A 21405-nucleotide genomic window follows, 5' to 3' on the forward strand; every position below is an offset into this window, starting at 1 on the left:
CCACCCCGCCAGCAGGGCCCGCACGCGTTCGGCCGTCCACGGGTGGCGCCAACCCGGATCGGGCGCCGTCCCGGCGGTCAGCGCCGCGGCGGGACCCGCGTCGGCCGCCACGAGCAGCGCACAGCGACCGTGACGGGCAGGGGCCAGGACGAAGTCGTGCAGGAACCGGAGATCGTCGAGCCCGCCCACGGCGACCCCGACGACGGCGATCCGGGCCCCGGGCCGGAAGGGCCCCAGGAGCGGGGCCCAGGGCGAGCGCAGGGAGCTGCGGCGGGATTCCGATGGGGCCGCCCGCCGCGCCCGTTCCCGCAGGCCGGCCCACGGCAGCACCGTGAATCCGGCCCGGCGCGGGCACGGCGTCGGCGGACCGACGCACCACGCCAGACCGGGTGGCGCGAGCCGTCCGTCCGGCGGCCAGTCGGGCACGATGAGGGGAGTATCGACCATGGGTCCGGGCGAGCAAGAAACCCGCCCGGACCGCGACGCCGGATCAGATGCGCGGCCGCGACAGGGCGCCGCGCACCGTCGAGAGCAGGGTCACCGAGTCGAACGGCTTGGTGATGATGTCCGCGGCGTCGGCCAGCCCCGACCCCAGCGGCAGCGGCTCGTCCTTGGGATGCCCGGTCATGAACACGTGGGGCAGGTCGGGCCGGATCTCCAGCAGGTGCTCGACCAGGGTCGGTCCGCGCATCTCCGGCATGACCACGTCGGTCAGGACCAGATCGACCTGGGCGCCCCCCTGGTCGAACCAGGCCAGGGCGTCGACCGCGCTGCCGAACGGGGTCACGCGGTAGCCCCGCCGCACGAGCATCCGCGCCGCGAGGCGCAGCACGATCGGATCGTCCTCGACGACCATGACGTGCTCGCGTCCCTCGAGCAGTTCGACGGGTGCAAGGGTGGCCTCGACGCCGCTGCTCTCGAGGGTCGTGCGGGGCAGGTGCACCGTCACGGTGGTGCCCTCGCCAGGCCGGCTGCTGATGTGCACCAGGCCGTGGTTCTGGGTCACGATGCCGTAGACGGTGCTCAGACCCAATCCCGCCCCCTTGCCCTCGGCCTTGGTCGTGAAGAAGGGCTCGAACACCTTCTCCCGGACCGCCGCCGTCATGCCGCTGCCGTCGTCCTGCACCGAGACGGCCACGTAGGCGCCCGGCACCGTGCCGGGAAACCCGCGGCAGTGCTCGGCGTCGAGCACCTCGTTCCGCAGGGCGAGCCGGATCCGGCCCTGGGTGCCGAGGGCGTCGCGGGCGTTCAGGACCAGGTTGGTGAGGATCTGGTCGACCTGCACCGGATCGATGTGCACCGGGTGCAGGTGGGGATCCATCTCCACGCGGAACTCCGCGCTCTCGGGCAACAGCCGCCGCAACATGGCCACCTGCGGGGCCGTGACCGCCGCCAGGTCGACCACCCGCGGCGACACCACCTGCTCGTTGGCGAAGGCCAGGAGCTGCCGCACCAGCGCCGCCGCCCGCCCGGCCGCGTCGCGGATCTGGTCGAAGTACTCGAGCAGGGGCGAGTCGGGCGCCACCTCGTCGCGGGCGACCTCGACCGTGCCGGTGATCACGGTCAGCACGTTGTTGAAGTCGTGGGCCACGCCGCCGGCGAGGCGGCCGGCGGTCTGCAGCTTCTGCGACTCCCAGAGCTGCATCTCCAGGTCGCGGGCCCGCGTCAGATCGCTGACCGCGACCAGGATCATGGGCTCGCCCGACTCCTGGCCTCCTTCGAGCCCCGCGATGCGCGAGCCCTCGAGCCGCACGTTCAGGCGATCGCCGTCGGCCTGATTCACCAGGATGGTGTCGAGCCGGTGGTCGGAGCCCCCGAGGGTCAGGACCTGGAAGCGCCGATCGAAGGCATCCCGCGCGTCCGACGCCACGAAGCCCCGCAGGGACTGGGCCCGCACCTTCGCCTCGTCCGCGCCGACGAACTGCCGGAACTGCTCGTTGGCCGACCGGATCATGCCCACCTCGTCGAGGACGACATAGCCCACCGGAGCCTGCTCGAAGAGGGTCTGGAAGCGCCGGCGCGCCCCGTCGAGCACGACCTGCGTCTCGCGCAGCTCCTCGTTCTGGAGCTCGAGCTCGGCCTGCACCACCTGCAGCTCCTGGATGAGCAGGCTGGCCTCCTCGGCCGTGAGCGGTTCGCCGCCCTCGTCACCCCGCACCACCGCCGCCTCGGCCCGGCGACGCAGGTTCTCCCAGCGTTCGTGTTCCTTCGTGCTCATGGATCAGGACTCTCCTTCACCGGCCGAGGCGGCCGCCGCATTCGCATCGGGGATGAAGCGCACAACCACGCCGGAGAGCGCGTCGTTGCCGCCTTCGTGGAGCGGCTCGGTGATCACGCGGAACCACTGCACGTCGTCGTGGCCCGGCCGGCGCAGGCCCAGCGGGCGATCGAACACGGGCTGCCCGGTCCGCAGCGTATCGGCGCCGATCGGCTCGCCGAGCGGCGAGATGCGTCCGCTCGGCTCCTGCTGCAGCCACTCCAGGTTCCTGAAGTCGAGGGACCCGTCGCCGCGCTCCTCGGCCGACAGGAAGACCCGGGCCGCCGCGTTGGCGTCGGCGATGCGGCCGTCCAGGTCGAGGTACAGCACCCCCTGCCGCAGCACGTCGAACAGGTGGAAGAAGCGCGACTCCGTCGTCATCAGTTCCCGCCGGGTCTGGGCCAGGCGCGTGATGCTCACCAGGGTGATCACCACGCCCTCGACGATGTCGCCGCCCAGGACGTAGGGCAGCACGCGCATCAGGTACCAGTTGCCCGCATCGTCCACCGCCTCGACCTCGCGGGGACCGCTCCCCGCGAGCACGTCGGCGATGATCGCCTGCAGGTCGATGTCCAGCAGACGGTGGTTGAGATGCTCGAAGGGCCGACCGATGTCCGAGTCGATGAGCCGGAAGACCTCGCTGGCCGCCGAGGTGTACTTCCGCACACGCAGCTTCTTGTCGAGGAAGAGCGTCGCGATGTGCGCGCTGCTGAGCAGGTGGTCGAAGTCGTTGTTGAGCTGGATCAGCTCCATGATCTTGGACTGGTACTGGCTGTTGACCGTGTGCAGCTCCTCGTTGACCGACTGGAGCTCCTCATTGGTGCTCTGCAGCTCCTCGTTGCTTGCCAGCAGCTCCTCGTTGGTCGCCTGGAGCTCCTCGTTCGAGGTCTCCAGCTCCTCGATGGTGGCCTGCAGGTTCTCGCGGTTGAACTGGAGCTCCTGCTCGAGATCGACAATGCGCTGTTCGGTGGCCGCATCCACGTCGAAGTCGGCCGGACGCTCGGCCGTGTCCGTCACCCGCGGCTCGGCGGCCTCCAGGAAGATGATCACCAGCGCCTCCTGGCCCTTGCGGCCGGCCAGGGGCCGGATGGTGAGGTTGAGCAGCCCGCCGCTGGCGGCGCCCCGCACCCGGATGTTGGTGTAGCGGAGCTCCTCGCCGGTGCGGAAGACCTTGCGCAGGCCCGTGGCCAGGGGCACCGAAAGCTCCTCGACCACCATGCGCGAGATGTCGTTGCGGACCTGGCCCGACGGCAGCTTCAGGAAGTCGCCTGTGTCGCCGAGCACGTGCAGCAGTTCCAGCCGCTCGTTGACCACCAGGGCGGGCGGCACGTACTGGCCCGCGAGGGTCGTCAGGATGCGGTCGATGACCCGCTCCTCTTCCCGCGCCGCCGCCGCCGCGAGGCCGCTCCGGCGCGGCCGCTCGCCCGGCCGCCATCCGACGCCCAGCCGCCCCATGTCGCCCCGCAGGGTGTGCCGCGCGCGCCCCTTCGACTGGAAGATCTTGTGCTTGGAGTCGAGGGCGTCGAAGGCATGGCTGAGGTCGCCGGTCGTCTCGCTCGTGCCCAGCAGGAGCAGCCCGCCCGGCTTCACGGCGAAGTTGAAGGCCTCGATGGCCTTCAGTTGCAGGCTCGGCTGCAGATAGATCAGCAGGTTGCGGCAGCTGATGAAGTCGAGGCTCGTGAACGGCGGGTCGGTGATGAGGTTGTGCTGCGCAAAGACCACCATCTCGCGCACGGCGCGGATGATCTGCAGCTTGTCGCCCTGCCGGTTGAAGTACTTCGTCACGTTCCGCGCGCCGAGGTCGGCGCCCGCCGATTCGGGGTACAACCCGGCTCCGGCCCGGGCGATGGCGTCGCGGTCGACATCGGTGGCGAAGATCTTCACCTCGAGCTTCTCGCCGTTCTTCTCCATCCAGTCCCGGCACAGCATGGCCAGGGTGTAGGCCTCCTCGCCGGTCGAGCAGCCGGCCACCCACATGCGCACCTCGGGCGAGGTGCGGTTGGCCAGAATCCGGGCGAGGTGCGTGCGGGCCAGTTCCTCCCACACCTGCGGGTCGCGGAAGAAGCTCGTCACGCCGATGAGCAGGTCGCGGTACAGGGCCGTGACCTCGCTCGGCCGGTTCGTCATCAACTCGACGTAGTCGGGCAGGTGGTGGATCTGGTTCACGTTCATGCGCCGCTCGATGCGCCGGATCACCGTGGACGACTTGTAGAACGTGAAATCGACCCGCGTCTGCTCGCGCAGCAGGGCGAAGATCCGGCTGAAGTTGTCCTCGCCCACGATGAGAGGCGACCGCCGCGTCGGATCGGCCACGTAGGGATGCTGTGCGAAGGCGATCAGCCGCTCGGGCATCTCCTCCACCGGCAGCACGAAGTCGGTCAGGCCGGTGGCCACGGCGGCCTTGGGCATGCCGTCGAAGCGGGCCGTCTCGGCGTCCTGCGCGATGACCATGCCGCCGGCTTCCTTCAGGGCCCGGATGCCCCGCGCGCCGTCGCTGCCCGTGCCCGACAGGATGATGCCCACGGAGCGTTCGCCCTGGTCCTCGGCCAGCGAGGCGAGGAAGACGTCGATGGGCAGGTTGATGTTGCCCCGATCGCGGTCCTGATCGCTCAGCAGCAGGCGGCCGTGGAAAAGGCGCAGGGTCTTGCGGGGCGGGATGATGTAGACCGAGTTCGGCGCGACCTCCATGCCCTCGCTGGCCTTGTGCACGGCCATGCGCGTGTGTTTGGCCAGGAGCTCGGCCATGAGGCTCTTGTAGTCGGGCGAGAGGTGCTGGATGACGACGAACGCCATGCCCGAATCGGCGGGCATCACGTCGAAGAAGCGGTCGAGGGCTTCGAGCCCTCCCGCGGAGGCGCCGATGCCGACGATGCAGGTCGGACCGGTCTTCTTTTCCCGGGACATACAGACCCCCCTTACGGCGAATCAGGAGGATTCCGGCGCGGAATTCCGCCGGGGCCCTCCAGACTGTTGTCCCGCATCCTACTACGCCCGTTTGCTGTGGTCCACTGCCTTGAGGATCTTCAGGTTCAGCACGACGAACCGCCAGAGCTGGAAAACCTTGTTGTTCATCCAGAATTTATCACGTTTCGAAATCTCCACCTTTTTACTCCTCTATTCCGGAATGATTTTCCAGCCGATGCGGCCCTGCAGCTTGTGCATGAACGTGGTGTGGATCATGCGCTTCATCCAGGCGCCGGCCAGCCCCATCTCCATGTGGGTGACGAATTCGTCACGGCCCTCCTCGTTGGGGTAGCGCCGGGTGTCCGGCACCACGGGGTAGACCATGATCACCGCCGCCGCGCCGTCCCACAGGCTGTCGCCCATGCTCGCGATGCACGCCGCGGCCATCTCGGTCATGCGCTCGCTGTGGGTCATGCGCCCCTTCTGCACGAGGTCGACGATGTTCAGGGCCACGATGCGCCCGATGATGCCCGAGACCATGCCCGTGCGCGGCGGCGCCGGACTCATGGGCACGCCGTTCGGATTGGTGTGGGGCTTCGAGATCGGTCCCGGCGGCGCGAAGGCGATGCCGGCCGCGAAGACGTTCGGGTAGCTGGGATTCTGGTACACGGCGGGCCAGGCGTCGGGGTTGGCCGCCAGCTCGTCCCAGGGCAGGCCGTACTGCCCGTCGACCTTGATCAGTCCGGCGGGGTTGGTGAGCTTGTCGGCCACGTCCCCGCCGTCGGCCCCCACGTACTTCAGCGGCTGCCCGACGAAACGGGGGATGAGCATGGCGTAGTCGAAACCGGTCTCGCCCGCGGCGCCGTCCATGTCTTCCCAGTGGGCCGTGCCCGGTTCGATGCCCGTGACGCCGCGCCCGACGAGGGGTTCGATCCCGTAGTCCCGGAACACCGCCCCGATGAATTCGGCGGCCGTGGTGCGCCGGCCCTTGTGCCGCACGGTCAGGCCGCGGATCCCGAAGTCGCCGAGGGCGGGCTCGTTCGAGAGGTAGGCCAGGTCGCAGCGGTCGCGCACGCCGCGCCGCACCAGGTCCTTGTGGACGTTGGTGATGTACTCGAGGGCCGCGCCCTGGCAGGTCGCCGCGCCGTGGCCGGTGCCGATGACGATGCGCTGCCGCTCGCCCTTCCCCATGCGCGCGACCGCCTCGAGGTAGTGCGCGCGGGCGTCCATGGCGTGGGGCGGGCTGCAGATCGACCACGTGTTGCCCGCCTCGGGGCCCAGACCCGGCGTGGCGGCGAAGTCGAGCTTCGGTCCCGTCGCCACCACGAGATAGTCGTAGGGCACGTCGACCGGCGCGCCGCCCGCGGCGGGCTCGACCACCACCTTGCCCGTGTCGGCGTGGACCTCCGTGGCCTTGCCGACGACGAAGTCCACGTGCAGCCGCCGGTACACGGGCTCCAGATCGAAGAGGGTCTTCTCCAGGGGCATGCGATCGATGCCCACCCAGACCAGCGACGGGATGTACACGAACTGGCGCGAGCGGTTGATGACGGTGACCTGGTGGTCGCGCCCGAGCTTGTCCCCGAGATAGAGCGCGGCCGTGTGGCCGGCGAAACCGGCACCGATGACACAGATCCTGGCCATGGGTTCCTCCTGGACGGCGTGATGAACGACCGCGCCAGCATAGCCGACCGAATCAGTCCGGTCATCAAAAAATCAGACCATATCACACTTATTCAGTAGGAGTTCCGGCTAGTGCACGTAGGTCAGGCGTGTGCGGTAGACGTGGCCGAGCCCCTCGACGGCCACCACGTACAGGCCGGACGCGACCCGGCGCCCGTCGTCGTCGCGCCCGTTCCATTCCAGGACGTTCGGTCCGGCGGCGGCGCTGACGGCGCCGAGGTCGCGCACCTGCCGGCCGCGCATGTCGGTCACCGTGGCGCGGATGGTCGCCGGCGCCAGCAGGTCGTAGTGGATCTCGATGGGGATGCGCCAGGCCGGGTTCGGCACCGCCCCGCGCACCGTCAGCGCGTTGGGGCTGACCCGCAGCGAGACCGTGCGCGTGGTGCTGCCCGCGCCGGTGGAGGTGTTGGTGAAGGTCACGGTCGCCGTGTGCCGGCCCTGCCCCAGGTCGAGGGCCGCCCCGGTGGGCGTCGCCGTCACCGTCACGGAATTTCCGGGCGCCAGGGTGCCGCCCGCGCTGTCCAGGGCGAGCCAGGGTACGTCCACGACGGCGGTCCAGTCCACCGCCTGGTCGCCGGTGGCGATCACCGTCCAGCCGCCGGAAACCGGCACGATGGCCCCGCCGTCGATGCGGGAGAAGAGGGTCTCGGCATCCGGGCTGACGACGATGCGCGACTGCAGGGGGTCGAGCAGTTCGGTGGTCAGGGCCCCGGTCCCGTCCGGATCCAGATGATCGCGCAACCGCGTGGCCGGCGTGCCGCCCCCCTCCCACGAGGTCGCGAACCGGCCGTACCAGTCGGGCAGGTCGTTGCCGCACGCCGCCTGCCCCCCGTGCAGTTGCCCGATGACCCGATGGTTCGGATCGAACAGGGGCGAGCCGGAGCTGCCCCGTTCGGTCGTGCCCAGGTCCCAGTCGGTGATCTGCAGGTGGTTGGCGCCGGGATCCACCGTCGTGCCGCCGTAGGCCGTCGGGCGCAGGGGGTCGCGCTCGAAGCTGATGCTCATCTCGTCGGTGCTCGGATGGTGGATCGTCACCGCGCTGTCGGGCACGGCGCCGCTGCGGTCCCAGCCGAGGAACTTGACCGTGAAGGCCGCGTCGGGCACGGCGTCGAGCTCGACCAGCACGAAGTCCGACGCCGACGAGCCCGCCACCAGGGTCGCGCCCGATGTGAACTCGGCCAGGCTGCCGCCGCTCTGGGCGCCGCACACCGGGCTCCAGTAGTTCCAGTACGCCACCAGGCTCGGCGCCGCCGCCGCCGTGATGTCGCAGTGGAAGCCCGACATGAACAGGGGCCGCGCGTCGTAGGCCGTGTTGTTGATCAGGAACCCCGTGCACAGGTGGGTGGCGCCCAGGGCGATCATGGCCACGCCGTCGGCTTCGTCGCGCCAGGGATCGCCGGCGGGACAGAGGATGTCGATGTTGCACGGTCCGGCCTTCGCCGCGGGATCCTCGCCGAAGAAGCGGTAGCCCCGGCCGAGGCGCACCACCTCGAGAGCCACCCGGGCCGCGTCGGCCGCCGCCACGTCGAGTTCGAGCACCACCGCGTCGGCGACCAGCACCGGCGACCACACCTGGCCGTGGGCGGCCCCGGCGAAGACGTCCAGGCGCACGGCGCGCTCCGGGGCGCCGGCCGGATACAGATGCAGCAGGGCCGAAGGCGGCAGCACGCACGGGTCGAGACCGAGGCTCAGGGACAGGGCGCCCGGACTCGCCAGGCGCAGGCGCCACAGGCGCCGACCGTCAGGCAGGTCTTCCCAGGTGCCGGCGTTGGTCGGGGTCAGGGCCAGGTCGACGGGCAGCGCGAAGCGATAGGGCAGGCCCTCGGCGTCCCGCCGGGCGTCTTCGACCGCCAGTTCGTCCGCCGTGACCGCGACGAAGGCGTGGCGGTCGACCCCCGCGAGTGGAGCCACCGGTTGGCGCAGCGCCGCCGGACCCGGGCCCGCCGGCACGGCCCGCGCCGCCCCCCCCACCGACACGAGGACGAAGAGGGCGAGCAGGCCGGCCAGGCCTCGGCCGGAGGGCGCGCGGAACGTCATGATGTCTCGCTTCCTTCGCCGGGCGTCGTCGCCGGGGCCCGGCCGGATCCGCCCTGCACCGCGTCGACGGCGTTGGCGGCGATGACCCACCCCAGCAGGATCTGGGACGGGTAGTGCTTGCGGTCGTTCAGGCGCGACCAGCCGGTCAGCACCGAGGCCGCGCGGGCCACGGCGCCGACGGGAACCGATCCCGTGCGGGCGGCCAGGTTGAGCCAGGGCACCGCCGACATGAACGTGTGCCCGCTCGCCGAATTGGCCGCGTGCAGCGGCCGCCAGCGCGGGCTGCCGTCGTCGGACGAGGGCCGGTTCGCCCCCAGGCCGCGCTGCACCGTCCACAGGGTGGGCAGGCCGACCACCATGGCCTCGAAGTTCGCCCGGCCCCAGCGGCTGAACGCCGTGCTGCGCCACCAGGCGTCGACGGCCCCGACGAGGAGCCAGTTGACGAACCAGAACCGCTCGCCACAGAACTTCAGCACGTGGGCCGCGCGATCGGTGCCCGCCGACCGCACGCGGCGCCGGTGGAAGCCCTCGATGGCCTCGTCGGCGCCCGAGTAGGCCAGCACCCCTGCGGCGACCAGGGCCCCGCCGAGGCGCAGGAACGCCCGCCGCCCGTAGTTGCGGCGCCAGTGGCGGCCGGTGCCGCGGAACAGGGGCGCGAACCGCCCCCGTCCCCGCCGCACGGTCGTGCGGTCCCGGGCGGGCCAGACCAACGCCGCGCACACCACCGAGAGTCCGAGCGCCACCCACACGTCAGCCGTCCGCCTCGTCGATCAGATCCGCCACGTGGCGGGCCAGGGCCGGCGCCGAGGTCAGTCCCGGCGACTCGATGCCGATCAGGTTCACCATTCCGGCGAAGTCGTCTTCGTCCTCCCGCTGCACCACGAAATCGACCAGCTTCGTCGTGTCGAGCTTCGGCCGCAGGCCCGACATGTCGGGCACGAGGTCATCGGGTTCGAGCCAGGGCAGGAAGCGGCGCGCGCCCCGGAAGAACGACTCCGCCCGGGCCGGATCGACGCTGTAGTCCAGGTCGATGCCCGCCGGACCGCCCGCCGCGTCGCGCAGGTCGTGGTCGTACTTCTGCAGGTCGGGGCCGAGCTTCAGGCGGCCGCCGAGGTCGAGGCACACGTGCACGCCCAGGCTGGTGCCGTCGGCGGGCGGCACCGGATAGATCAGCCGCTGCACCCGGCCGGCGTGGGCGTCGGCGATGGCGAAGTAGTTGCCCTTGGTCGGATGGAGGTCCCAGCCCCGGCCCGCCACGTCGATGCCCGCGAGGGCCGCCACCCGGTCGGCCCACAGGCCCGCGGCGTTGACGACCCAGCGGGAGGTGTGGGTCCAGCCCTCGGTGCGCCCCGGGCCCACCGGCGCGACCGTGACCTGCCAGCCGCCCGGGATCCGCGCCAGGGCCGTGGCCCGCGCGCCGGTCATGACCTGCCCGCCGCCCCGCGTCGCGGCGGCGGCGAAAGCCTTGGCCGCGCCTTCGGCGTCGAGCACGCCCGTGCGCGGCGAGTGCAACGCCGCGACAGCCTTGACCTCGGGTTCGAGCCGGGCCAGTTCGGCGCCGTCGATCAGGCGCAGATCCTCCACCCCGTTGGCCTGGCCGAGGGCGAGCAGACGCTCGAGGTTCGGCGTCTCCGCCGGTTCGACCGCCACGATGAGCTTGCCGCACTCGTTGTATCCCACGCCATGGGCGAGGCAGAACTCCTTCATGAGCCGCCGTCCGGCCACGCAGAAGCGCGCCTTCAGCGAACCGGTGGGGTAGTACATGCCGCCGTGGCTGACCTCGCTGTTGCGCGAGGTCGTGGCCCGCGCCAGGCCGCTCTCCATCTCCAGCAGCACGGTCGTCCGGCCCCGCGCCACCTGCTCCGCGGCGACGGCGCAGCCGACGATGCCGCCCCCGATGACTGTCACATCCAGGTCCAACGGCGCTCCCTCAGCGGCCCCGGCGCTTGTCCAGCCAGGTCTGGTAGTCGGTGTGCAGGTAGATCTTCTTGTTCACGTACTCGGTGATGCGCAGCATCTTCTCGGGCCCCACCTCGCCGTTCACCGCGGTCAGGGGGCGGCCGTCGGCGTCGAGGAACCACACCGTGGGCACCGACTCGACCTTGAACTTCTTCGCCAGCGACGGGAGGCGCTCGATGTCCACCTGCGCCACGGCGAAGTTCTCGTTGAGGTAGCGCACGACCTTGGGGTCCGTGTAGGTCTCGCGCATCATGCGGCGGTGCGCGTCCGACCAGCCGGCCATGAAGTGCAGCAGGATCGGCACCTGCCGGCCCTGCCCCGTGGCGAGGGCCTCGTTGTAGCTCAGCCAGTCCACGAAGCGGTTGTCCGGTTCCTCGTCGGCCCGGACCACCGTGAAGGCGGCCAGCACCAGCAGCAGGACCGGCAGGAGCCGGCGGCGCAGGTTCGTCATCGCTCTCTCGCTTTGCTGGCGGGATCCGGCCAGGGCCAGTCCGCGGGTACGGGTGCCTCGAAGCGCAGCGGCGCGCCCCCCACCGGGTGGGCGATCTCCAGGGCCAGGGCGTGCAGGGCGACCCGGTGGTCGGGCAGGCGCAGCCGCGCGCCGTACTTCACGTCGCCCAGCAGGGGGCAGCCCAGCAGGGCCATCTGGGCCCGGATCTGGTGGCGGCGGCCCGTCACCGGCCGGACCTCGACCAGGGCGAATCCGCCGGCCGCCTCCCGCACATCATACCGCAGATGGGCCGGCCTGGCTCCGTCGAAAGGAGCGGTGCAGGCGCGGGTCATGCCCTCGTGGTCGCCCTTGGCGGCCAGCCAGGCGCGGGCCTCGCCGCGAGACTCGGGCGGCCCGCCCTCGACCACCGCCAGGTAGATCTTGCGCACGGTGTCGTCGCGGAACTGGGCCGACAGCCGTCCCGCCGCCTTGCTCGTGCGGGCGAGCACCATCACCCCGCTCGTGTTGCGGTCCAGGCGGTGCACCAGCCCCACGTAGACGTTGCCGGGCTTGGCGTACTTCTCCCGCAGGTACGCCGCGGCGGCGTCCACGAGGGTCGGGTCGCCGCTGCGGTCGCCCTGGGCCAGCAGGCCGGCGGGTTTGGCCACGACCAGCAGGTGGTTGTCTTCGTGGATGACGTGCAGCTCGGCGACCTCGCGGTGCGGGACGAACGCGGCAGGGGATGCCCTGAATATAGGGCATCCCCCGCCTCCGATCAGCCTCGAATCACGACCGCGGCGTTCCGTGGCGCCGCCGGTCCGCCTCAGCTCAGCACGAACCCCTCCTCCTTGGCGATCAGCCGCCGCAGGGCCTCGCCCTCGCCGTCGACCACCGTGGCCATGGCCGCCCCGTCGACGGTCGCCACGATGATGTCGCCGATCTCCTGGCTCACTTCGCGGAACAGGCCCAGCTTGAGCATGCCCTGGGTCTGGCGCCGGTTGTCCTCGCTCGGCGTCACGTAGTGCACCGACTGCACGTGGTAGCGGTGGATCAGGAAGATCTGGCTGAGGGTCATGAACCGCTTCATGCGGAACTCGGGGCTGAAGTTGTTCTGGTCGCGCACCGACAGGATCGTGTTGCCCCGCCGGTCCTGGATCGTCGCGAAGACGATGTTCGACACCTTCTTGTCGTACTTGTCGAGCACCGCCAGCTCCAGCAGGTGCGAGCTCGCCTTGTGCGGGCGCAGCTTCACCCGCAGGGGCGTCTCCACGTTGTACTGCCTGGTCCACAACTCGAGCCAATCCTCGAGCACCCGGGTCGGCACCTCGGTCTGCACCAGGTGCTGGAACTGGGTCGAGCCCTTGCCCATGGCCTTGGTCGTGGCCGTGCGGCCGGAAGACGCGGCCAGCGCCCCGTCCAGGCGCGGACCGCCGACCAGGGTCTGGGGCGTCTTGTAGGGCGACTCGAGCAGGCGCAGCTTGCGCTGCAGCTTGGCCAGGGCCAGCATGCCGTTCTCGAGCAGCGAGGTGGCGAACTCCTCGCTGGCCAGGCCGTCGACCTGGTGCCCGCCGTAGGTGATGAAGTTGAAGACGAAGCCCAGCTTGCCCAGTTCGGCGGGGAAGGCGCGCATCTCGTCCTCGCTCATGCCCGTCGTGTCCCAGTTGAACGAGGGCGAGAGGTTGTAGGCCAGCATCTTGTCCGGATAGACGGCGTGCATGGCCTCGGCGAACTCGCGGGCGTCGGCCAGATCGGCGGTCTTGGTCTCCATCCAGATGATGTCGCAGAACGGGGCCACGGCCAGCGACTTGGCGATGGCGTAGGCGATGCCGCCCCGCACCTGGTAGTAGCCTTCGGGCGTGCGGGCCGCCTCGGCGTCCCAGACCACGTCCAGGCCCAGCTCGGCCGCGCGCCGCCGCACGGCCCCGAAGGTCGCGTTGCGCGCGAAGGCCCGCCACTCGTCGGCGGTGACGTCCGGCTCGGCGCCCTCCTCCTCGCTGTAGGCGATCGCCTCGGCCACGGCCTCGCCGTAGGTCTTCAGGCCCGAGTCGGCCTCCCAGGCGGAGACCATGGCGTCGAGGCCGGCGTTCAGGGCGCGGTCGAGCAGGGGCTGCGTGCCGTCGAGGAACGAGCGGGCCGCCTCGTCGATGCGCTCGACCAGGTGCGTGCGCTCGAGCCAGGCGTCGGCCGGCGCGAAGTCGTCGTCGCCGAGGCCGTACAGCACGTGGCCGTTCACCTCGGACACGCCCTGCGCGGCGAAGCGGCGCAGCACCGCCAGGGTGCACAGCTTGTAGGGCGGGATGTGCGGGTTCGTGACGCCCAGGATGAACGGGTGGTCCCGCCCGTCGGCGTTGTTGTCGAGCAGCGTGGCGGCTTCGGCGTCGGTCCGCGCCACGATGATCCCGCCCACGCCCATCACGTCGAGCTGGAAGCGCGCCGCGTTCAGCCGCTTGATCTGCTCCTCCACCGAGACGAGCACCTTGCCGCCCTGGTGGCCGCATTTCTTGGTGCCCGGCCGCTGGTCCTCGATGTGGTAGCCGGGCACGCCCGCCTCGACGAAGCGCCGCACCAGGTTGCGCACGTGGGCGTCGCCGCCGTGGCCGGTGTCGGCGTCGGCGATGATGTACGGGCTGAAGTCGATCTCCGGCGTGCGGGCCAGCTCGTCCGCGGTCATGCGCGAACGCAGGTACTTCTGGTTGCGGTCGGCCGTGAGCAGCGCACGCACGATGGGCGCGGCCTCGTCCGGCACCTGGCTCAGGGGGTAGCTGGCGAGGTCGGCGCCGGGATCCTCCGTCACCGAGCCCTTGGCCGAGGTGGCCCAGCCGCCGAGGTAGATGCCCCGGATGCCCAGCCGCTTCATCTGCACGGCCTGGCCCGGCGAGTAGGGTCCGAAGGTGGTGATCGACTCGCCCTTGGCGTGCAGTTCGCGCAGCAGGGCGTGGAAGCCGGCGGCGGCGTTGCGCGCCACCACGTACTCGTTGGGGATCGTGCCCTGCTGGGCGACCACCTGGTCGGGGGTGTACAGGCGGGTGATGCCGCGGAAGCGCTCGCCGCCGAACCATTCCTTCATGCGCAGGACGTCGCGTTCGAAGTTGACCATGATTCGCTCCTCTAGTTTCCGGACGCGCCCGCGGGGCCGGGCACGACGAAGTCCAGGTTGTCGGTGATGCGCGTGCCGCTCTCCCTGAGCGTCGACACATAGGTCGCGATCCGTTCGCGCGCGGTGGCCAGGTCCATGTTGTCGAGGTTGATGTTCAGCAGGTCGATGTACCACGGGATCTTCACGTCCTCGCCCACGTACACGCGGGCGATCTCCCGGGCGATGGGCAGGGTCGTCTGCTTGGAATCGTCGTGCACGTCGCGGTTCCCGGCGGCCAGCAGCTTGGCGTGCTCCTCGTCGAGCAGCCGCGCGAACACCTCGGCCGTGAACACGTCGCCCGCCCGCAGGCCGGTGCGCGCGTCGCCGTCGGTCAGCCGCGCGCCCTTGTGCACCCACTCCCAGAGGATGCTCAGCCGGATCTCGCCGGTGGCCATGTCCTCCATCAGGTAGAGCACGTCGTCGTTGCCGAAGTGGTCGGCCGGCTTGAGCGCCGCGGCCTGGAAGCCCTGGCCGAAGGCGTTGCCGTACTGCAGGGCCACGCTCAGCAGGTTCCGCGCGCCGTCGACGGTCCGCGGCGCGTCCTCGAGCAGCAGCAGCCCGTCGGCGTCGGCGGCGGTGTAGGTCAGCGGCGGGAAGTCCCGGCCCAGCTGGTTCGCCGCGCCGGCCTGCTCCCACACGGGCCGGATGATGTGCACCATCTTCCAGTGGGCGACCCACTTGCCGCTGGCCCCGGCCCGCTGCTCGCGCTCGGCGCCCGCCTTGGCGCGGGCCATGCTGTCGGCCACGCCCTGCGCCGACCCGACCGGAATGTTCGGCTCCATGCCGCCCTGCCAGAGGGCGCAGCGCCCGTTCGCGTCGGGCGTGTTCACGCAGCGGCGCACGCGGTCCTCGTAGTTCCGCATGTAGCCGTAGGTCATGGTGATGGCCTCGATGTTCGGATTGACGAAGTCCGGGTCCCCGGCCATGGCGTCGGCGACGCTGTTGATGTAGTCCCAGCGGCCCGTGTTGTAGCCCACGAAGTGCGCGCCCAGGGCCGCCCGGATCTCCATGAGCTGGAAGGTGGCCTCGAGCTGCTCGACCAGGACGTACACCTTGATCGTGCCGACCGGCAGGTCGAGGTGCGTCTCGAGGGTGGTCAGGATGCGGTTCCAGAAGGCCGCCTCGGCGGCGGTCTGGATCTTGGGCAGGTAGAGCACGATCGACGCGCCGTCGGCCCGCAGGCGGGCGTGGTTGTTGGCCACGTAGAGGGCCGCGTCGACGAACGAGGCGCCCAGGCCGCGGCCCGCCGCGTCGCGGGTGTGGCGATCGTCCAGATGCAGGCCGCGGGCCCGGAAGATGCGGGTCGTGAACCCGAGCTGCCCCCGCCAGTCGGCGATGATCTCCCGCCCGAGGAAGCCCCGCGCCCACGCGTTCATCTCGCCGGCCACCTGCTCGGCCACGGCCAGGAAGCGCGGGTCGCGGTCATTGGCCAGCTTCAGGTTGCGCTGGTTGTCCAGGGACATGGTCGCCACCTGGCCGAGGGCGTCCTCGCCGTCGAACATCCAGCCGTCGGCGCCGGACAGGAGGGCATAGGCCACGTTGCGCAGGCTGCTCTCCAGGGAGGCGCCCGGCTTGGCCCCGGGTCCGGTGCCCTGGATCCACTGGCGCTGCAGGTCGGCGGGAATCTCCGGTCCCGTGAACCGGCCCTGCCGGGCGTCGTCCACCCGCAGGTCGGTGCCGGGAATCACGGTGTCCCCGGCCAGGAACCCGATGCGCTCGCGATCACGGAACCGCGCCGCCCGCCGCCGGCCCCGGGCATCCATGAGAGCCAGGCGTTCGCCGTTGAGGGGTGCCAGCGCCGCCAGGGCCCCCAGGGCGTCCGGCGTGTACACGTCCGGATAGCTCTCGGCGTAGCCGGGTCGGATCCGGAACTCGGGGTGGGACATGGTTTTTCCTCCCGCGGGAAAGAAGCTGATATTCATCCACATTGCGAGAATAGCAGATTTCACAACTTCACTTCAAGCGAAATTTCGCTATTTAGATAAATTCCCTTTGAGCGAGGATTGGCACCCGGCGCTGGCCCCGGAGGCCGATCTGTGGTAACCTCAGCGGCACCTGTCGTTTGAATCCCCGGCGAGGAGCCTCATGTCCCGACCCGTCCAGAGCGAGAACCTGCGCCTGATGTTCGGCCTGAAGGTCCGGGCGTACCGGCTCGAGCGGCACCTCTCCCTCAAGCAGCTCGCCGCCTCGTCGGGCCTGGCGGTCTCGTACCTGAGCGAGATCGAACAGGGGCGCAAGTACCCGAAGCCGGAAAAGATGCTGCCCCTGGCCGACGCCCTCGGCGTGGCCTACGACGAGCTCGTCTCCCTGCAGGTCGACGCCAGCCTCGACCCCCTGGCCGACCTGCTCGCCTCCGACCTGGTGCGCGAGTTCCCCTTCGAGCTGTTCGGCTTCGCCCCCCGCGACCTGGTGCACCTGTTCAGCGACGAGCCCCGCAAGGCACGCGCCTTCCTGCAGACCTTCGTCGAGATCGGCCGCACCTACGACATGTCCGTGGAGAACTTCCTGCTCTCGGCCCTGCGCACCTGGCAGAAACAGCACGGCAACCACTTCCCCGAGCTCGAGGAGGCGGCCGCCGCGTTCCGCGACGCCCACCCCGACCTGGGCACGCCCGCCGACCCGGACCGCCTGGCCGCCCTCCTGGCCGACGAGTTCGGCGTCGTCACCGACGCGACCGCGCTGGCGCCCGACTCGCCCCTGTCCGGCTTCCGCTCGGTGTACCGCCGCGGCCCGCGCCCGGTGCTGCACGTGAACCCGCGCCTGCTGCCCTCCCAGCGGGCCTTCGTGCTGGGACGCGAGATCGGCTTCCGGCTGCTCGGCCTGGACGATGTCCGGCCCGACACCTCGTCCTGGGTGCGGGTCGAGTCGTTCGAGCACCTGGTGAACAACTTCCGCGCGTCGTATTTCGCCGGGGCGCTGCTGCTGCCCGAGGCGCGGCTCGTGCCCGATCTCGAGGCCCTCCTCGCCCAGCCCGCCTGGCGCGAGGAGTCCGTGCGCGACCTGCTGCACCGCCACCGGGCCACGCCCGAGATGTTCCTCTACCGCCTGAGCCAGCTCCTGCCCGGACGGTTCGGCCTGGACCAGCTCTTCTACCTGCGCTTCACCCGCGAGGTGGCCACCGGCGAGATCACCCTCACCAAGGAACTGAACCTCAGCGGCGAACTCGTCCCCTACGGCCTCGGCCTGCGCGAGCACTACTGCCGGCGCTGGCTGCCCCTGCGCCAGCTCATCGATCGCGCCCCGCCCGACCTGCGCCAGAGCCGCGAGCCGGTGATCGGGCTGCAGCGCGTGCGCTTCCTCGAGAGCGGCAACGACTTCCTGCTGGTGAGCATGGCCCGTCCCCTGTCCCTCACCGACGCGCGCCAGTCGGCCATGACCGTCGGCTTCGGCCTGTCCGGCACCCAGGCCGGCCGCCTGGGCTTCGCCGCCGATCCGGGCCTGGAGACGGTCGCCGTCAACGAGACCTGCGAACGGTGCGCCCTGGCGGCCGCCGAGTGCCGCGACCGGGTGGCGCCTCCCCTCGTCCACGAGCAGCACAGCCGCCAGCAGGCCCGGGAAGACGCCCTGCGCCGCCTGCTGGCCGCACCACCGGGCGTGCCCGGCGCGCCGCCTCCGGAAGGACCCCCATGACCCGCCTGCTCCGCGCCCTCCGCGCCGCCTTGATGCTGCCCGTCCTGCTGGCCGGCGGGGCCGGCTGCGGCGAACGCATCGACGACGGCCCCGGCGCCTCCACCTCCGACCCCGCCGCCTGCCTGGAGCGGCCCCAGGTGACCATGACCCGACTGTCCTACCCGGCGACCCGCACCGTCGACCAGGTCGACGACTACCACGGCACGGCCGTGGCCGACCCCTACCGCTGGCTCGAGGACGCCGACAGCCCCGAGACCGCCGCCTGGGTCGCCGCCCAGAACGAGGTGACGTTCGGCTTCCTCGCCGGCATCCCCCAGCGCGATGCCTACGCCGATCGCCTGGCCGAGATCTGGGACTACGAGCGCTACACCGCGCCCTTCCGCGAGGGCGGCCGCACCTTCTACTACCGCAACGACGGCCTGCAGAACCAGTACGTGCTCTACGTGCAGGACGCGCCGGCAGCCGCGCCCCGCGTGCTGCTCGACCCCAACACCCTGAGCGACGACGGCACCGTCTCCCTCGGCGGCATCAGCGTCAGCCGCGACGGCAAATGGCTGGCCTGGGCCACGAGCGTCAGCGGTTCGGACTGGCGCGAATGGCGCGTACGCAGCATCGACACCGGCAAGGACCTGCCGGACGTCGTGCGCTGGAGCAAATTCAGCGGCGCCACCTGGGACGCCGAGGGCCGCGGCTTCTGGTACAGCCGCTACGACGCGCCGGCCGACGGCGACGCCTTCGAGGGCACCAACACGAACCAGAAGCTCTGCTTCCACCGGCTCGGCACCGACCAGACCGCCGACCGGGTCTTCCACGAGCGTCCCGACCAGCCCGAATGGGGCTTCGGCTCCACCCTGAGCGAGGACGGCCGCTACCTCGTGCTCAACGTCTGGCACGGCAGCTCCCGCGAGAACCGGCTCTACTACAAGGACCTCTTCGACAAGAGCCTGGTCGTGCGCCCCCTGCTCGACGCCGGCGACGCCAACTACGTCTTCCTCGGCAACGACGGCCCGACCTTCTACGTGCTGACCAACCGCGACGCCCCCCGCAAGCGCATCGTCGCCATCGACCTCGACCGGCCGGACCCCGCCCACTGGCGCGAACTCGTGCCCGAAGGCGACGACGTCATCGACAGCGTCACCCTGGTCGACCACAGCTTCGTCATCAAGACCATGCGCGACGTCCAGCACGCGGTCCGCATCCACGACCTCGCGGGGCGCTTCGTGCGCGAAGTGCCCCTGCCGGGCCCCGGCACCGTCAGCGGCTTCGGCGGCCACGCCGACGACACCGACACCTACTTCACCTTCACGGGCTTCCTCAATCCCGGCGAGATCCACCACTACGACTTCACGACCGGCGAGACGACCCTGTTCCGCAAGCCGGCCATCGATTTCGACTTCGACGCCTACACGGCCGAGCAGGTCTTCTTCACCAGCCGCGACGGCACCCGCGTGCCCATGTTCCTCGTGCACCGTCGCGACCTGGTCCGGGACGGCACCAACCCGACCATCCTGCACGGCTACGGCGGCTTCAACATCACCCAGCGACCCGGCTTCCGGATCTCCCTGCTGCCCTGGCTCGAGCAGGGCGGCGTGTACGCCCTGGCCAACCTGCGGGGCGGCGGCGAGTACGGCGAGGACTGGCATCGGGCCGGCATGCTCGCCAACAAGCAGAACGTCTTCGACGACTTCATCGCCGCGGCCGAGCATCTCATCGGCGAGGGCTACACCTGCGCGGCGAAGCTCGCCTGCAGCGGCGGCAGCAACGGCGGCCTGCTCGTGGGCGCGGTGGTCAACCAGCGCCCCGAGCTGTGGGGCGCCGCCCTGCCCGCCGTGGGCGTCATGGACATGCTCCGCTTCCAGCACTTCACCATCGGCTGGGCCTGGGTCAGCGACTACGGCAGCAGCGACGACGCGGAGATGTTCCCGCTCCTGTACGGCTACAGTCCCTACCACAACCTGCAGCCCGGCGTGCGCTACCCGGCCGTACTGGTGACCACCGCCGACCACGACGACCGCGTCGTGCCGGGCCATAGCTTCAAGTACGCGGCCCGCCTGCAGGCCTGCCAGGCCGGCGACCTGCCCGTGCTGATCCGCATCCAGACCAAGGCCGGCCACGGCGCGGGCAAGCCGACGGCCATGGTCATCCAGGAGATCGCCGACCGGTATGCGTTCCTGCACCGGGTGCTCGACATGGAGGGCGAGAGGGAGACGAGCGGGACCTCCCCCTTCGAGGCCGCATTGCTGGACGCCGACCGCCGCTTCGCCGCCGACGTGGCCGCCGCGGCGGCGGCCGACCGGGCCACCGTCTGGGCGGGCTGGTTCGCCGCCGACGGACGGCAGGTCGTTCCCGGGGCCGTGGTCAGCGGCCGCGACGCCATCGTCGCGCTGATGGCCCCGGTGTTCGGGGCGCCCGGCAGCGGACTCGCCTGGGCGCCGGACCGGGCGGTGGCCGCCGGCGGCGGCGATCTCGGCTGGACGTCCGGCCGCTACGTGGCCACGCACGCCGGCCCCGACGGACCGGTGCGGAGCGAGGGCCGCTACGTGACGGTGTGGCGGCGCCAGCCGGACGGCACCTGGAAGGTCGACCTCGACACCGGCGTGCCCGACGCGCGGTAGCCCGGCGAAGGGCATCGCAACACGGAGGCCCGGCGTGCGGCCGGGCCTCTGGCATTGATGGGCGGTGGGGCGGAGGTCAGTAGCCGGCAGCCCGGAAGGCGTCGGCGTACCGGGCGTCCTCGGTGCGGATGTGGTCGGTGAACCACTCGACCATGTAGGCGAGGATCTCGTGCTCGATCCCGATCTCGCCGCGGGCGAACTTGCGGTGGAAGTCCTCCACGCGCGCCGCGAACTTGGCGTGCATGAGCTGGTGCTCCTCGAGGTGCGGGAAGCCGCAGCGCTCCATGAGCTCCTCCTCGGTGCGGAAGTGGGTCTGCACGTAGTCGGCCAGGTCGGCGATGATCCCGTTGATCTGCACCGGATCGACGTGGGTCGCATCGGCCTCGATGAGGCCGTTCATCAGATCGAAGAACTGGGCGTGCTGGCGATCGACGATGTCCGTCCCCAGCTTCAGGCCACTCGGAAGCGCGAATGTCTGCATGATTCCCTCCGGCAATGGGTTGTGCCTGTCAGAGGGATCGGCCCCGGTCGGGAGACCTTAAGGGGCTTCTTTAGCCGGCGCCCGGGTCGCCCCGGCCCAGGCCACGGCGCCGCACACCAGCAGCAGGCCGGCGATCACCCGCCCGGACGCCGCCTCCTCGCCGAAAACCAGCCAGGAAACGGCCACCGCCAGGGGCACCTTGAGGTTGTTGGCCGCCGCCAGCTCGCCGGCCCCGGTGCGGGCCGCCCCCCGGTTCCACAGGTAGAATCCGAG

General features: G+C 70.9%; 15 protein-coding genes. 2 read left to right on the forward strand and 13 right to left on the reverse strand.

Going from position 1 to position 21405, the window contains the following annotated elements; translation table 11 throughout:
* From KDM41_10750 to KDM41_10800, 11 genes are all read right to left on the reverse strand, one after another.
* On the reverse strand, positions 1-447 hold a 447-nt coding region (locus KDM41_10750), incomplete at its 3' end, for a hypothetical protein (protein MCB1183903.1).
* A gap of 43 nt (positions 448-490) precedes the next feature.
* Positions 491-2218 carry a response regulator gene (locus KDM41_10755; protein ID MCB1183904.1) on the reverse strand — a complete coding sequence of 576 codons (1728 nt, stop codon included), beginning with the start codon at positions 2216-2218 and terminating at the stop codon, positions 491-493.
* A gap of 3 nt (positions 2219-2221) precedes the next feature.
* Positions 2222-5161, reverse strand: coding sequence for a PAS domain-containing protein (locus KDM41_10760; protein MCB1183905.1), 2940 nt, complete (start codon positions 5159-5161; stop codon positions 2222-2224).
* 210 nt (positions 5162-5371) lie between these two features.
* On the reverse strand, positions 5372-6805 hold the full coding sequence (locus tag KDM41_10765) for an FAD-dependent oxidoreductase (GenBank protein ID MCB1183906.1): 1434 nt from the start codon (positions 6803-6805) through the stop codon (positions 5372-5374).
* 108 nt (positions 6806-6913) lie between these two features.
* Entirely contained in the window at positions 6914-8881 is a 1968-nt protein-coding gene (locus KDM41_10770; protein ID MCB1183907.1) for a hypothetical protein, read from the reverse strand.
* Positions 8878-9630, reverse strand: a complete 753-nt coding sequence (locus tag KDM41_10775; GenBank protein MCB1183908.1) for a phosphatase PAP2 family protein — start codon at positions 9628-9630, stop codon at positions 8878-8880. The genes KDM41_10770 and KDM41_10775 overlap by 4 nt, the downstream gene beginning before the upstream one ends.
* Before the next feature lies 1 nt (position 9631).
* Positions 9632-10801 (reverse strand): NAD(P)/FAD-dependent oxidoreductase, encoded by a 1170-nt coding sequence (locus KDM41_10780; GenBank protein ID MCB1183909.1) that lies wholly within the window; start codon positions 10799-10801, stop codon positions 9632-9634.
* A gap of 10 nt (positions 10802-10811) precedes the next feature.
* Complete coding sequence (locus tag KDM41_10785) at positions 10812-11291, reverse strand: DUF255 domain-containing protein (protein ID MCB1183910.1); 480 nt, start codon at positions 11289-11291, stop codon at positions 10812-10814.
* The gene (locus tag KDM41_10790) at positions 11288-12025 is read right to left on the reverse strand and encodes an RluA family pseudouridine synthase (protein ID MCB1183911.1); all 738 of its coding nucleotides are present in this window, start codon (positions 12023-12025) and stop codon (positions 11288-11290) included. Before KDM41_10790 ends, KDM41_10785 begins: the two co-directional genes overlap by 4 nt.
* Positions 12026-12093: 68 nt before the next feature.
* Positions 12094-14367 carry an isocitrate lyase ICL2 gene (gene aceA, locus KDM41_10795; GenBank protein ID MCB1183912.1) on the reverse strand — a complete coding sequence of 758 codons (2274 nt, stop codon included), beginning with the start codon at positions 14365-14367 and terminating at the stop codon, positions 12094-12096.
* Between the two features lie 11 nt (positions 14368-14378).
* Positions 14379-16292: a malate synthase gene (locus KDM41_10800; GenBank protein MCB1183913.1), complete on the reverse strand. Its 1914-nt coding sequence runs from the start codon at positions 16290-16292 to the stop codon at positions 14379-14381.
* Between the two features lie 199 nt (positions 16293-16491).
* On the opposite strand from KDM41_10800, the gene KDM41_10805 reads away from it, so the two are divergent.
* Positions 16492-18036: a helix-turn-helix domain-containing protein gene (locus tag KDM41_10805; GenBank protein MCB1183914.1), complete on the forward strand. Its 1545-nt coding sequence runs from the start codon at positions 16492-16494 to the stop codon at positions 18034-18036.
* Entirely contained in the window at positions 18033-20651 is a 2619-nt protein-coding gene (locus tag KDM41_10810; protein ID MCB1183915.1) for a prolyl oligopeptidase family serine peptidase, read from the forward strand. Before KDM41_10805 ends, KDM41_10810 begins: the two co-directional genes overlap by 4 nt.
* Positions 20652-20727: 76 nt before the next feature.
* On the opposite strand, the gene KDM41_10815 is transcribed toward KDM41_10810, so the two are convergent.
* Together KDM41_10815 and KDM41_10820 are read right to left on the reverse strand one after the other, a co-directional pair.
* On the reverse strand, positions 20728-21132 hold the full coding sequence (locus tag KDM41_10815; GenBank protein MCB1183916.1) for a hemerythrin family protein: 405 nt from the start codon (positions 21130-21132) through the stop codon (positions 20728-20730).
* Positions 21133-21189: 57 nt separating this feature from the next.
* The coding region (locus KDM41_10820; protein MCB1183917.1) for an EamA family transporter at positions 21190-21405 on the reverse strand (216 nt) is incomplete at its 5' end.

It is taken from the genome of bacterium (assembly GCA_020440705.1).
In the GTDB taxonomy this organism is placed as follows: domain Bacteria; phylum Krumholzibacteriota; class Krumholzibacteriia; order LZORAL124-64-63; family LZORAL124-64-63; genus JAGRNP01.